The organism is Roseovarius autotrophicus, assembly GCF_018069895.1.
GTDB classification, from domain to species: Bacteria; Pseudomonadota; Alphaproteobacteria; order Rhodobacterales; family Rhodobacteraceae; genus Roseovarius; species Roseovarius autotrophicus.
In genome coordinates, this window is the sequence record NZ_JAGQDH010000001.1 from 91,785 (window position 1) to 104,461 (window position 12,677).

Here is a 12,677-nt window from a genome sequence, read left to right on the forward strand (position 1 = left end):
AGCGACGAACATGCGCATTGCACGGGATCTGGCCGAGGCCGTGGGCAACACGCCCCTTATCCGGCTGCGGCGCGCGAGCGAAGAGACCGGCTGCGAGATCCTCGGCAAGGCCGAGTTTCTCAACCCCGGTCAATCGGTCAAGGACCGTGCCGCGCTCTACATCATCCGTGACGCGGTGGAAAAGGGGCTGCTTGCCCCGGGTGGCACGATCGTCGAGGGCACAGCGGGTAATACCGGCATCGGTCTTGCGCTTGTGGGTGCGTCGATGGGGTTCAAGACGGTGATCGTCATTCCCGAGACGCAGAGTCAGGAAAAGAAGGACATGCTGCGGCTGGCGGGGGCCGATCTCGTGCAGGTGCCCGCCGCGCCCTACAAGAACCCCAACAACTATGTGCGCTATTCGGGGCGTCTGGCCGAGGAACTGGCACGCACCGAGCCCAACGGCGCAGTCTGGGCCAATCAGTTCGACAACGTCGCCAACCGTCAGGCGCATGTGGAATCGACCGGCCCCGAGATATGGGAGCAGACTGGCGGCAAGGTCGATGGTTTCATCTGCGCGGTCGGGTCGGGCGGCACGCTGGCGGGCGTGGCGATGGCGCTTCAGGACAAGGGGGTCAAGATCGGGCTGGCCGACCCTGATGGCGCGGCACTGCACAGCTATTACACCACCGGGGAGTTGAAGGCCGAGGGCTCATCCATCACCGAAGGCATCGGGCAGGGGCGTGTCACCGCCAATCTCGAAGGCTTCACCCCGGATTTCAGCTACAACATCCCCGACGCCGAGGCACTGCCGATCGTATTCGACCTTCTGACCGAGGAAGGGCTGTGCATGGGCGGCTCGACCGGCATCAACATCGCGGGCGCGATCCGCATGGCGCGCGAGATGGGGCCGGGGCACACCATCGTCACGATCCTGTGCGATTTCGGCAACCGCTATCAGTCCAAGCTCTACAATCCCGACTTCCTGCGCGAAAAGGGCCTGCCGACGCCTTCGTGGCTTGACGCGGCCCCACGCTCGATCCCCGGAGTGTTTGAATCTTGAGATATCTGTTGGCCGCACTCTGGCTTGCTTTGGCTACGGCTCTGATCGGCGTCGCGGGGCAGGTGCCTCTGATCTCGGTCGCGCAGGCACAGCAGGTGTTGAACGGGCCGGACTATGCCGAATGGGAGACCCTGGCTACCGAGGTCGAGACGGCGCTGGAAACGGACGAGGCCGAAACCTTCGAACTTGAGCGGTTGCGCCGCAAGCTTGTTGAGTTCCGCCAGCAATTTGTCGAGGCGCAAAGCACCAACGCCACCACCATCCGCACCGTGCGCGAGCAGATCGAAGCGATCGGCCCGAAGCCCGAGGATGGGCTGGAACCCGACGACATCGCCGCGCAGCGCGAGGAGTTGAACCGGCGGCTGACGCGGCTGGAAGGGCCGGTGCGCACCGCAGATCTTGCGCGCAGCCGCGCCGACGGGCTGATCTCCGGCATCGACGAGACGATCCGCGACCGCCAGACCGCTGAACTCCTTCGCTTGGGGCCGATGCCGGTCAATCCGTTGCACTGGCCCGAGGCGGCCAAGAGCGTGTTTGGCCTGCTCGACGGGATACGGGGCGAGTTGGTGCAAGCCTGGCGCAGCCCGCTGGGGCGCGTCATCCTCAACGACAACCTGCCGGTGATCTTCGTCTGGACCATGTTCGGGCTGGTGCTGATCGCGCGGGGGCGGTTGTGGTCGGTGCGGCTCATGCGGCAGCTGTCCCAGGACGAGCCGAGCGCGGGACGCTGGATCTCGAGTTTTGGTGTGTCGCTCGGGGAATGGTTCCTGCCCTATGCAGGCGTTTACGCGCTGGTGCAGGCGATCTCGGCCTCGGGGATGATCGGGCCGACGGGACAGATCGTTCTCGATGAGGTTCTGCCTGCGGCCTTCATCTTCCTTCTCGCGCGCTGGTTGTCGCAGCGTGTCTTTCCACGACACGAGCCGCGTGGTCCGGTGCTGCGGCTTGACGAGCGCTGCCGCTATCTGGGGCGGCTTTACGGCGCGCTTCTGGGCCTTGTGGTGGCGGCCTTCTATTTCGTGCAGGCGGTGGCGCAAGAGGCGAATTGGAGCGAAGCCGCCAACAATGTCATGATCTTCCCGATTCAGGTGCTGACCGGGTTGCTTCTGTGGCGTCTGGCGGCGCTGTTGCGCTTGCATCATCGCGCCTGCGAGGAAGACCCCGAGAGCGAGACGGGCTTTGCTGACCGGATCACACGGGCGGTGTCGCAGATCATCGTGGCGGTGGCCTTCATCGGGCCGCTTCTGGCGGCGGTCGGGTATGTCAAGGCGGCGCAGGCGCTCATGCTGCCCATGGCGATGTCGCTGTTGCTGCTTGCGGCGTTGCTGATCTTGCAACGCTTCATCACCGAGCTTTACGTGATGATCACCGGCAACCGGGCCGGAGCCAATGAATCTCTGGTGCCGGTGATGGCGGGGTTTTCCCTGATCATCGTGTCGCTGCCGTTTTTCGCACTGATCTGGGGCGCGCGCCCGGCACAACTCGAGGAATTCTGGATTCGACTGACCGAGGGCGTCAGCCTTGGCGGCATAAAGCTGTCGCCTATGGTGTTCTTCACCTTCGTGGTGGTGTTCGGCGCGGGCTATGTGGCGACGCGGTTGTTGCAGGGCGCTCTCAAGAACACGATCCTGCCCAAGACCAGGATGGATGCCGGCGGGCGCAATGCCGTCGTTTCGGGCGTGGGCTATGTCGGGATCTTCCTCGCCGCGCTTATCGCGATCACGAGTGCGGGTATCGACCTCAGTTCGCTTGCCATCGTCGCGGGCGCACTTTCCGTTGGCATCGGTTTTGGCCTTCAGAACATCGTCTCAAACTTTGTCGCAGGCATCATCCTGCTGATCGAGCGGCCGATTTCCGAAGGCGACTGGATCGAAGTCGGCGGGCAGCACGGCTATGTGCGCGCGATCTCGGTGCGCTCGACCCGGATCGAAACCTTCGACCGGACAGATGTGATCGTGCCCAATGCCGATTTCGTCAGCGGCACCGTGACGAACTATACGCGCGGCAACACCGTAGGCCGGGTGATCGTGCCGGTGGGTGTGGCCTATGGCACCGACACGCGCCGCGTCGAGGCGATCCTGCGCGAGGTGGCCGAGGCGCATCCGATGGTGTTGATGAACCCCAAGCCGAACGTTGTCTTCCACGGGTTCGGGGCAAGCTCGCTTGATTTCGAGATCCGTGCCATCCTGCGTGATGTGAACTGGGTGATGTCGGTCAAGTCCGACATGAACCACGAAATCGCGCGGCGCTTTGTCGAGGAGGGGATCGAAATTCCGTTCCCGCAGCAGGATATCTGGCTGCGCAATCCCGAAACCCTGACCGGGGCCCGTGCCATGGCCGTGGCAGAGGCCGGTAACGATGGCGCGGAGCCGCCCGAGGCAAGCACGTCACAGGAGCCAACGGAACTGGTCGAGTCCGATTTCGACGGGCCGGATGGCGACGGGGACGGTCGGTGAGCGCGCTGCTTTACCTGAGGGATCCCTATCTGGCCGAGGCGTTCTCGAGGGTGATCGCGCATACGCCCGAAGGCGGTGTGGTTCTTGACCAATGCCTGTTCTATGCGACAGGGGGCGGGCAACCAGGCGATTGCGGGCGGCTTGTGTGGCCGGGCGGCGCGATGGAGGTCGCGACGGCGATCAAGACAGAGACGGGCGTCGCGCTTGTGCCGGCCGCGCCGCATCCGCTGCCACCCGTGGGCACACCGGTCACGCAGCATATCGACTGGACACGCCGTCACCGTCACATGCGGATGCATACGGCGCTGCATCTTCTGTCCGTGGTGATCCCTCTGCCCGTGACCGGCGGACAGGTGGGCGAGACGCGCTCGCGGCTTGATTTCGACATGCCCGAGGCCCCCGACGATCTCGCGACGCTCCAGACACATCTCGACATGTTGGTGGAGCGCGACCTGCCCGTGCGTGAGGAGTGGATCACCGATGACGCGCTTGCGGCCAATCCGGGGTTGGTCAAGACCATGTCCGTCGCGCCGCCGCGTGGGTCGGGGCGGGTGCGTCTGATCCGTATCGGAGAGGGTGAAGATCAGGTCGATCTGCAACCATGTGGCGGCACCCATGTGGCACGCACCGGCGAGATCGGTGCGCTTCGGCTTGGCAAGGTCGAGAAGAAGGGTCGTCAGAATCGGCGGGTCTATCTGCATCTGGACGACTGACCGTCAGCGTCGACGGTCAAGATCCGATTCGCTCTCCGGCAGGCCCTCGCGCGAGAGCAGCACCGCGACCGAGCGGAGTCCCGGCACATGGCTGCATACGATCATGATCCCCACCATGATCGGCACCGCAAGAAACATTCCCGGTATGCCCCAGACCGCGCCCCAGAAGGCAAGGCTGATCATGATGCCGAAGGAGGACACGCGCAGTGCGCGCCCCATCAGCATCGGGTCGATGATGTTGCCGTTGAGAAACTGGATCGCGCCGGTGATGGCGAATATGGCCAGTGTCAGCGGCCCGTCGGCCAGTTGCACGAAGGCCACCAGCGCCACCAGCACCGTCGCGATGATCGAGCCTATGGCGGGAATGTAGTTGAGCACAAAGGTGAGAATCCCCAGAGGCCCCGCCAGATCGAGCCCGAAGGCGCGCGCCACGCCATAGACCATGAGGCCGGTGATCGCGCTGACCGCTGTCTTGACCAGCAGGTAATAGTTCACCCGGTGGATGATCGAGGAGATGATGCGTCCCGCCTTGGCGGCTTGCGTGGCGTCGCCAAGAAGGCTTTCGAGTTTGGTGTCGAACCAGACCCGCTCGGCAAAGAGAAAGCCCACGAAGAGAATCACCAGAACGGCGCCCTGCATCAGGCTGCCCGCCTGTCCCGCCAGCGTGCGCAGCCACCCCGCCACATCGAAAGTGGCGACCGCGTTGCGCACCGCCGTCTCGGCATCGGGGCCGAGCCAGGCGACGGTGGCGGCGATCGCCTCGGGCGCGCGGTCGGTATAGGCGAGCGTGGTCGAAAGCACCGTGTTGGCCTGTGACAGAATCACCGCCGACAGGCTGAGCAGCACCGTCGAGATCAGCGCGAGCGCAACGATGCTGGCCAGCCAGTTGGGAATTCCCGCCGGGCCGATCCGCACGCGCGCGATGGAATTGATCGCATCCGCCGTCAGGCTGAACAGGATGATCGCCGTAGCCAGCGAAATCAGCATGAATCGCGCCTGAACCAGCAGGAAAAGCACCACGGCGAAGGCGATGATCACCTGCGCGGCGGTGCGGATGCGCCGGAAATCGGGCGCGGGGTCCGGCGTGGGCACGGGAGCGTGCGGGGGGCGTTCGGGACGGGTCATGTCCTAACTATCGGGGAATCTCGTCAAAGATCAATCGTCCTTGCCCTGTGGCAAAGTGAGCAAGAGCATGTCTGGTCCGAGTGTGACAGAGATCGGGCAGTCGTGCCCGGCAAGCGCGCGGGACAGCAGCGCAAACTCGATCCGGCGCGGGTCTGGCGCCGGCGGTGGCGCGCGGCCCGCGAGCCCGTCCCAGAGCGCGGGATCGGTGGCGATCTGGCCCGTCGCGGCAAGCCTGAGCAGCGGTCCCTCTCGCGCCACCCGCAGCGTGCCGCCGCGCGGCAGGGCGTGGAGCGCGCAGAGCAGCGCGAGCGCAAGCTGTTGCGCCGCAACGCGGGTCAGAGCGCCCTCAACCGCCCAGTCGAGCGCGAGACGCGGGCGCGTGGCGATATGGGCGCCAAGCAGGGCGTGCAGGCGCGCGCCGTCGCACGTCTCTCCCGCGCCCGCGTGCCCGAAGGCAAGCCGCATGAACTCGAGCATGGCGCATGCCCCCTCGACACTCTCGCGCATGAGCGTCATTTCCGGTGTCGGCTTGCCGGCCAGGTCCATCAGGTCAAGCCCGGCCATGAGCGCACCAAGAGGGCTTGCGAGATCATGACAGATGCGCGAGCCTAGGAGGGGCGCGAGAGCGTGACTATCTTCGGGCATGACGGGACCGGGTGCGGGGAAAAGATGTGAGCGAGATGAACGCGCTGCTGGAGCCGGGGATGCTGGTTACCAACCCCGCACGCCCCGATTGGGGCGTGGGGCAGGTGCAATCGAACGTGGCCGGACGCATCACGGTAAACTTTCGCGAGGAGGGCAAGGTGGTCATTCACGGCAGCCATGTGGACCTTGTGCCTGTCCTTGATGGCTGAAACTGGTTAGCGAGAGGTTAACACGCGCCGGTGCCATGCGCCAACGCCGCGTTGCATGCCCCCCCGGTCCTGCGTAAAAGCCGCAGGATCGCAGAAAGACGAGGCCGATGACCGCAGCGCCCAGATTCCATGTAGACCTTGCCCGCACCGAGGCGGATATCCGCGCCGCGCAGCACCTGCGTTACGAGGTGTTCGTCGAGGAACTCGGCGGCGACGGTCCGCTGGTCGATCATGAGGCCCGGCTGGAACGCGACCGCTTCGATCCGTTCTTCGAACACCTGCTTCTGCGCGACGAGACGCGGGGCGGCAGGGTGGTGGGGGTCTATCGCCTCTTGCGGCAAGAGGCGGCGGCGCGTGCAGGGCAGTTCTATTCCGAGGATGAATACGACCTTGCGCCGCTCAAGGCGAGCGGGCGACCGTTGCTGGAACTGGGGCGCTCTTGTGTGGCGCGGGACTATCGCGGCGGTCCGGGGCTTTACCATCTCTGGCAAGGGCTTGCGCGTTATGTCGAGGCGCATGGCATCGAGGTGCTTTTCGGCGTGGCCAGCTTTCACGGCACGGACGCGCAGGCGCTGGCGCAACCGCTGTCGCTTCTGCATCACCGCCACCTTGCGCCGCCAGAGCTGCGGGTGCGCGCGCGCGAGGCGCATTTTCAGCCGATGGACCTGATTCCCGAGGCGGAAATCGACCGCGTGGCGGCCATGCGTGCCGTGCCCGCGCTCATCAAGGCGTATCTGCGTCTTGGCGGATATGTGGGCGAGGGGGCCTTTGTCGATCACGCCTTCAACACCATCGACGTGTGCCTGATCATGGATACAGAGCGCCTCAGCGACCGGCACAAGGCGATTTATTCGGGCGAGGGCACGCGGTGAGCATGACCTGGCACTCGGACGCGCCGCCGCCGGTCGTGACGCGGGCGCCAGGCCATTGGGTGCGCGTGCTCTGGCGCGGCGGGCGCATCGTGGCGGTGATCGGTGCGGGTGTGTTCGCGACGCTTTTCGTGCGACCGGTCGAGCGGCGCCTGCACGGGTTGGCGCGGCCCTGGACCCAGCCCATAACCGTCTGGGCCTGCGGTCGCGTATTCGCGATACTCGGCATCGCGTATGATCTGGAGGGCACGCCCCTCGATGGTCCCGGCGCGGTGGTCGCCAATCATGTCTCCTGGCTTGACATCTTCGCGCTCAATGCGCGCAAACGGGTGTATTTCGTGGCCAAGGCAGAGGTGGCGGGCTGGCCTGGGATCGGGTTGCTGGCGCGTCTCGTCGGCACGGTCTTTATCCGGCGCGACCCGCGCGAGGCACGCGCGCAGACCGCGATGCTGGCGGGGCGGCTCGGGGTGGGGCATCGGCTGCTGTTCTTTCCCGAGGGCAGCAGCACCGACGGCCTGCGCGTTCTGCCATTCAAGACAACGCTGTTTCAGGCGCTGCACGGGCTGGGTGAGGGGGGGGTGCGTGTGCAGCCGGTAACACTGCTCTATGAGGCACCCGAGGGCCAGGACGCACGGTTCTACGGCTGGTGGGGCGACATGGAGCTTGGCGCGCATCTGAGCCAGGTGCTGGGTGCCCGGCGGCAGGGACGGGTAAGGGTCGTCTGCCACGCACCTCTTGCCGTATCCGATTTCCCCGACCGCAAGGCCCTGGCCCTGGCCTGCGAGCGCGCGGTGCGGGCAGGGATGGGCGCGCAGCCTGCGTCAGGGGTGGTGTGATCCTGGCGGCAACGCCCTCCCCCGCGCTGATCTTGCGGCGCAATGGCTCGGGATCTTCTGAGTTATGCGATTGCCGCTAGAAGCCGCCCGAGCGCCGCGCCGGCATCAGGCTCGCGCCAGATTTCCTCGCCGAAGGCAAGGAAATCCGTGACGGGGGAGAGGCTGGCCACGGTGGCGGCATCGAGCGTCCCCTCGGCGACGACCGGAAGCTCGATCATCTCGGACCACCATTCGAACAGTTCGCGCTCCGCGCGCTCGCCGCTGCCAAGCCCCGTGGCGCCTGCCGGTCCGAAGGCGATGTAATCCGCCCCTGCCTCTCCGGCGCTCATCCCGTCATGGCGTGACGTGCCACAGAACGCGCCGACAATGGCATCGGGGCCAAGCGCCTTGCGCGCGGCGCGCACCGAGCGCGCGCCGTCGCTCAGGTGGACCCCGTCCAGACCGAGCCGTTCCACCATCCCGACGTGACGCTCGATCACCAGCGCCACGTCGCGTGCGTGCGTCACCTCACGGCAGGCATCCGCCGCGCGCGCCACGGCGTCCTCGTCCGTGCCGGCCAGCGCGAGGCGCACGCAAGCCACCTCATGCGCGTCGAGCACGGCGGCAAGGCGCTCTGCAAAGACCTCTGCCTCGAAAGCGGGCGGGGTGATGAGGTAGATCTGCGGCTGTTCCGTCTCGGCCATGGCGCGAACTCCTTGGAATGTCGCCGTTCTCTTAGCGGGGAAAATGGGGCTTGACCACTCATCGCGGGAAATGGCCTCTGGCAAGGTGCGGTACCGCTCTCTATCTTGGGAGCAACCGAAAAAGGGGCGGGACGTGGCGATTGCGGGATTGGCCGAGGGGCTGACACGGGGCATCGAGGATCTGGGCGACCGGGTTTCGGGTGCCTTGTTCGAGCCGGTGATCCGGCTGGGCGTCACCGGTCTTGCGCGGGCGGGCAAGACCGTGTTCATCACCGCGCTGGTGGCCAACCTGCTCGACCGCGCGCGGATGGGGGGGCTGCGCGCGGCGGGTGAGGGGCGCATCCTTGCCGCCTATCTGCAACCGCAGCCCGACGTGACCTTGCCGCGCTTCGAGTTCGAGACGCATCTGGCGGCGCTGACCGGACCCGAACCGCATTGGCCCGAAAGCACGCGGGCGGTGTCGGAATTGCGGATTTCGCTTCGGGTGCGGCCCTCGGGGATGCTTTCAGGGCTGGCGGGGCCGCGCACGGTGCATCTCGATATCGTCGATTATCCGGGCGAATGGCTGCTTGATCTGGCGCTGCTGGACCTAAGCTATGCGCAGTGGTCACGCGCGGCACTTGCCCGCGCCAGAGGGCGGGCGGAGGCCGCCGAATGGCGCGCGGCGCTGGCCGCCACTGATCCCGCTGCCCCCCATGACGAGGCCGAGGCACAACGGCTGGCGCGGGCCTATACCGCCTGGCTGGGGGCCGCACGAACGGCGGGGCTGGCCGATTGCACGCCGGGGCGATTTCTTTTGCCGGGGGATCTGGCGGGTGCGCCGGTGGTGACATTCGCGCCGCTGCCCGAGGCGCCGGGGGCGGGGCGCAAGAGCCTTGCCGCCGAAATGACGCGCCGGTTCGATGGCTACAAGCGCGAGGTGGTGCGCCCGTTCTTTCGCGCCCATTTTGCGCAGATTGACCGGCAGGTCGTGCTGGTGGATGCGCTTGAAGCGATCCACAAGGGACCGCAGGCGCTGGACGAGACGCGCCGTGCCATGGCCGCGATCCTTGGGGCGTTCCGACCGGGGCGCAACGCGTTGCTGACGCAGTTGTTGCGCGGCCGGAGGGTGGAGCGCCTGCTGTTTGCCGCCACCAAGGCCGATCACCTGCACCATGTGCAGCACGCGCGGCTTGCCGCGATCATGGAGGCGCTCTTGCGCGAGGCGCGCGACCGGGCGGCCTTTGCCGGGGCAGAGACCCGTGCCATGGCCATCGCCGCGCTGCGCGCCACGGTAGAGGAGGAACGCGCCCATGGCGGCAAGGTGTTCAACATGGTGCGCGGGCAGCTTCTGGAAACCGGGCGACAGGCGGCGTTTCACCCCGGCGAGTTGCCCGAGGATCCTGCCGTGCTACTGTCGCCCGCGCGGTCTGGGGCCGAGGCGTGGCTGGGCGAGGGCTTTGGCGCGATGCGGTTTGCGCCCGCGCGACTCAGCCTGCGCCCCGGCGAAGGGCCGCCGCATATCCGGCTTGATCGCGCGGCGGAGTTTCTGATCGGTGACCGGCTGTGAGGCTTGCGCGCGCGCATATCTGGCAGGTGCCTCGGTTGGCGGCGATCCTCTGGGCGTTCACGCGCGAGACGCCGTGGCTGCCGCGCGCGCGAAGCCGGGGCGCGGACCTTTGGGTGCTTGCGACCGTGGTGCGGCGTGGCTGGGTGCGGGTGGCGCATGTACGGGGCCGGGTGGCGGGGTTTCTGGTGCGCGACGGCAGTCGCATTCACGCGCTCTATGTCGCGCCGCGCACGCGCGGGCAGGGGGTAGGCCGCGCCCTTCTGGCCGAGGCCAAGGCGGCGGAGGCGCTCGATCTCTGGGTGCTGGTGGCGAATGCACCCGCGCGCGGGTTCTACATCGCGCAGGGTTTCGTCGAAGCCACCTATGCAAAAGGTGGCGGTAATGACGAGGGGCTGCCGGATATCCTGATGATCTGGCGTGAAAGGAAGGCGGCATGACCCGGGGCCCGGTGCTGATCGATCTTGACGAGGCGCCCGCGGCGGCGCCTGACCGCGCGCCGCCGGTGCCCGAGGCCGCGCCCGAGGGCCAGGCCATGCGTGCGGCGATGGCGGGCATGGCGCGGCGACCGTCGATGCTGGGGCGTGCCTTCTGGGGCCTGGCGCTGGCGCTTCTGGGTGCGGCGGTCTCGGTGGCGGCCTGGGATTTTGTGGCGGACCTTCTGGCGCGTGCGCCTGTGCTGGGCTGGGCGGTTGCGCTGATCGGCGCGGCGCTGTTGGTGGTGGCGCTGCTCATCGGCTTGCGCGAGGTGGCGGGGTTTGCGCGCCTTGGGCGGCTTGACGCGCTGCGCACGCAGGCCGAGGCGGCGCGCGAGGCGGGCGATCTGGGGGCGGCGCGCGCGGTGCTGGCGCGGCTGCGCGCGCTCTACAAGGGGCGTGCGGAAGCGGCCTGGGGGCTGGCGCGGCTGGACGAGCGGACGGGCGATGTCTTTGACGCCGATGCGGCTCTGGCGCTGGCAGAGGCCGAATTGCTTGCCCCGCTTGATGCCGTCGCGCTGCGCGAGGTGGAGGGCGCGGCGCGGCAGGTGGCCGCGATCACGGCATTGGTGCCGCTTGCGCTTGCCGATGTAGTGGGCGCACTTGTGGTCAATCTGCGGATGATCCGGGCGGTGGCCACGATCTATGGCGGGCGCACCGGCACGCTTGGCAACTGGCGGCTGGCGCGGGCGGTGATGGCTCATCTGGTGGCCACGGGTGCTGTGGCCGTGGGGGATGACCTCATTGGCAGCGTGGCGGGGGGCGGGCTTGTGTCCAAGCTGTCGCGCCGCTTTGGCGAGGGGGTGGTGAACGGCGCCCTGACGGCCCGGGTGGGGCTTGCGGCGATCGAGTTGTGCCGCCCCATGCCACGCATTGCCACCCGGACACCTTCGGTCACAGGGGTGGTGCGGCGTGCTCTCACCGGGCTTTTCACGCGCGGCGAGGGCGGGCAAGGCTAGCGCGTGTCGCGTTGAACTGGAGATACCTGTCCCAGGCCTGACCGTGCGCAGCACGCGCCGAGGCATGGCGGGCATGAACCACCCTGTGGTGGTGGGTCAGTGCCGCGAGGTCCGGCGATAGGCCACGATTTCTTCCTGCACGAAGTCGCGGAAAACCGAAACGCGCTTGGATTGGCGCAATTCCTCGGGATAGGCGAGAAATACCGGCACCTCGGTCGAGGCGACATCGGGCAGCACGCGCACAAGCTGCGGGAAATCGTTGCTGAGATAATTGGGCAGCACACCGATGCCGAGATCGTGCAGAGCGCCCTGAAGCACACCAAAATAGTTGTTGACGGTCAGCAGCGAGGAAATGTCGTTGGTCATCAACTCGCTTACAAGCATGGCCCCCGCGCCGACCTGGGCCGAGCGTGGGTTCTGGCAGATCAGGCGATGCGCCGAGAGCGCCTCGGCAGTTTCTGGCGCGCCGTATTTCTCGATATAGGTCTGGCTCGCGAAGAGGCACATGTGCACGCTCATCAACCGTTTGCGGATGAGGTCGGCCTGCGACGGCTCCTTCATGCGGATGGCCACATCCGCCTCGCGCATGGGCAGATCAAGCACGCGTTCCTCAAGCATCAGGTCTATCTTGAGATCGGGATATTTCGCGTAGAGTTTTGGCAGGCGCGGCACCAGCCACAGCGTGCCGAATCCGGTGGTGGTGGTCACGCGCAATTCGCCGAACACTTCTTCTTCGCTGTCTCGGATACGCGCGGTGGCGGCGTCGAGGCGTTTGACCATGGCGCGGGTGGCGTCAAACAGCAATTCGCCCTGTTCGGTGAGAATCAGCCCCCGCGCATGGCGATGAAACAGCGTGGTGTTGAGCGATTCCTCGAGCGCGCGAATCTGGCGCGAGACCGCCGATTGCGAGAGGTGCAGCGCATCACCGGCATGGGTAAGACTACCTGCATCCGCGACCGCGTGAAAGATTCTGAGCTTGTCCCAGTCCATGAGCCTAATACCTGAAAAGCGTCGCCACCGGGGACGCAATAGCAGGAAAGACACCCAAAGCGATAGCAAGAGCACGATGTTTTTATGAAAATGCGCTTTGTAGGTCACAAATTATGACCTATTATCGT

Annotated in this window: 13 protein-coding genes; 9 read left to right on the forward strand and 4 right to left on the reverse strand. The window is 66.5% G+C overall.

Annotation, left to right across the window (positions count from 1 at the left end):
• The first annotated feature begins 10 nt into the window (after nt 1-10).
• Genes KAK09_RS00485 through KAK09_RS00495 form a run of 3 tightly spaced genes read left to right on the forward strand, consistent with a single transcriptional unit; the run spans nt 11 to nt 4,211 of the window.
• Nucleotides 11-1,042, forward strand: coding sequence for a cysteine synthase A (locus KAK09_RS00485; RefSeq protein WP_210876872.1), 1,032 nt, complete (start codon nt 11-13; stop codon nt 1,040-1,042).
• Nucleotides 1,039-3,498 carry a DUF3772 domain-containing protein gene (locus tag KAK09_RS00490; protein ID WP_247650987.1) on the forward strand — a complete coding sequence of 820 codons (2,460 nt, stop codon included), beginning with the start codon at nt 1,039-1,041 and terminating at the stop codon, nt 3,496-3,498. The genes KAK09_RS00485 and KAK09_RS00490 overlap by 4 nt, the downstream gene beginning before the upstream one ends.
• A complete protein-coding gene (locus KAK09_RS00495) occupies nt 3,495-4,211 on the forward strand; it encodes an alanyl-tRNA editing protein (protein WP_210876873.1) in 717 nt (238 codons plus the stop codon). The genes KAK09_RS00490 and KAK09_RS00495 overlap by 4 nt, the downstream gene beginning before the upstream one ends.
• 3 nt (nt 4,212-4,214) lie before the next feature.
• Here KAK09_RS00495 and KAK09_RS00500 read toward each other — a convergent pair whose 3' ends face one another.
• Nucleotides 4,215-5,336, reverse strand: coding sequence for an AI-2E family transporter (locus KAK09_RS00500; protein ID WP_210876874.1), 1,122 nt, complete (start codon nt 5,334-5,336; stop codon nt 4,215-4,217).
• 30 nt (nt 5,337-5,366) lie between these two features.
• Complete coding sequence (locus KAK09_RS00505; protein WP_210876875.1) at nt 5,367-5,981, reverse strand: histidine phosphotransferase family protein; 615 nt, start codon at nt 5,979-5,981, stop codon at nt 5,367-5,369.
• Between the two features lie 26 nt (nt 5,982-6,007).
• Here KAK09_RS00505 and KAK09_RS00510 point away from each other — a divergent pair, with 26 nt between their 5' ends.
• From KAK09_RS00510 to olsA, 3 genes are all read left to right on the forward strand, one after another.
• Complete coding sequence (locus KAK09_RS00510) at nt 6,008-6,190, forward strand: DUF3553 domain-containing protein (RefSeq protein WP_210876876.1); 183 nt, start codon at nt 6,008-6,010, stop codon at nt 6,188-6,190.
• A 107-nt stretch (nt 6,191-6,297) separates the two neighbouring features.
• The gene (olsB, locus tag KAK09_RS00515) at nt 6,298-7,062 is read left to right on the forward strand and encodes an L-ornithine N(alpha)-acyltransferase (protein WP_210876877.1); all 765 of its coding nucleotides are present in this window, start codon (nt 6,298-6,300) and stop codon (nt 7,060-7,062) included.
• A gap of 2 nt (nt 7,063-7,064) precedes the next feature.
• Complete coding sequence (gene olsA / locus KAK09_RS00520; protein ID WP_210876878.1) at nt 7,065-7,895, forward strand: lyso-ornithine lipid O-acyltransferase; 831 nt, start codon at nt 7,065-7,067, stop codon at nt 7,893-7,895.
• 62 nt (nt 7,896-7,957) lie between these two features.
• Here olsA and KAK09_RS00525 read toward each other — a convergent pair whose 3' ends face one another.
• Nucleotides 7,958-8,578 carry a thiamine phosphate synthase gene (locus KAK09_RS00525; RefSeq protein WP_210876879.1) on the reverse strand — a complete coding sequence of 207 codons (621 nt, stop codon included), beginning with the start codon at nt 8,576-8,578 and terminating at the stop codon, nt 7,958-7,960.
• Nucleotides 8,579-8,711: 133 nt separating this feature from the next.
• On the opposite strand from KAK09_RS00525, the gene KAK09_RS00530 reads away from it, so the two are divergent.
• From KAK09_RS00530 to KAK09_RS00540, 3 genes are read left to right on the forward strand one after another with little or no spacing between them, the layout of a single operon-like run.
• Nucleotides 8,712-10,127 carry a YcjX family GTP-binding protein gene (locus KAK09_RS00530; protein ID WP_210876880.1) on the forward strand — a complete coding sequence of 472 codons (1,416 nt, stop codon included), beginning with the start codon at nt 8,712-8,714 and terminating at the stop codon, nt 10,125-10,127.
• Nucleotides 10,124-10,564, forward strand: coding sequence for a GNAT family N-acetyltransferase (locus tag KAK09_RS00535; protein ID WP_210876881.1), 441 nt, complete (start codon nt 10,124-10,126; stop codon nt 10,562-10,564). The genes KAK09_RS00530 and KAK09_RS00535 overlap by 4 nt, the downstream gene beginning before the upstream one ends.
• Nucleotides 10,561-11,559, forward strand: coding sequence for a YcjF family protein (locus KAK09_RS00540; protein WP_210876882.1), 999 nt, complete (start codon nt 10,561-10,563; stop codon nt 11,557-11,559). Before KAK09_RS00535 ends, KAK09_RS00540 begins: the two co-directional genes overlap by 4 nt.
• 96 nt (nt 11,560-11,655) lie before the next feature.
• Here the strand turns inward: KAK09_RS00540 and KAK09_RS00545 are convergent, their stop codons facing one another.
• A complete protein-coding gene (locus KAK09_RS00545) occupies nt 11,656-12,549 on the reverse strand; it encodes a LysR family transcriptional regulator (protein ID WP_210876883.1) in 894 nt (297 codons plus the stop codon).
• Between the last annotated feature and the right edge of the window lie 128 nt (nt 12,550-12,677).

What these genes read in the sequence shown, in the direction of transcription:
- KAK09_RS00485 (WP_210876872.1), top strand. Translation starts at nt 11, where the DNA reads ATGCGCATTGCACGGGATCTGGCCGAGGCCGTGGGCAACACGCCCCTT.
- KAK09_RS00500 (WP_210876874.1), bottom strand. Translation starts at nt 5,336, where the DNA reads ATGACCCGTCCCGAACGCCCCCCGCACGCTCCCGTGCCCACGCCGGAC.
- KAK09_RS00505 (WP_210876875.1), bottom strand. Translation starts at nt 5,981, where the DNA reads ATGCCCGAAGATAGTCACGCTCTCGCGCCCCTCCTAGGCTCGCGCATC.
- olsB (WP_210876877.1), top strand. Translation starts at nt 6,298, where the DNA reads ATGACCGCAGCGCCCAGATTCCATGTAGACCTTGCCCGCACCGAGGCG.
- olsA (WP_210876878.1), top strand. Translation starts at nt 7,065, where the DNA reads ATGACCTGGCACTCGGACGCGCCGCCGCCGGTCGTGACGCGGGCGCCA.
- KAK09_RS00525 (WP_210876879.1), bottom strand. Translation starts at nt 8,578, where the DNA reads ATGGCCGAGACGGAACAGCCGCAGATCTACCTCATCACCCCGCCCGCT.
- KAK09_RS00540 (WP_210876882.1), top strand. Translation starts at nt 10,561, where the DNA reads ATGACCCGGGGCCCGGTGCTGATCGATCTTGACGAGGCGCCCGCGGCG.
- KAK09_RS00545 (WP_210876883.1), bottom strand. Translation starts at nt 12,549, where the DNA reads ATGGACTGGGACAAGCTCAGAATCTTTCACGCGGTCGCGGATGCAGGT.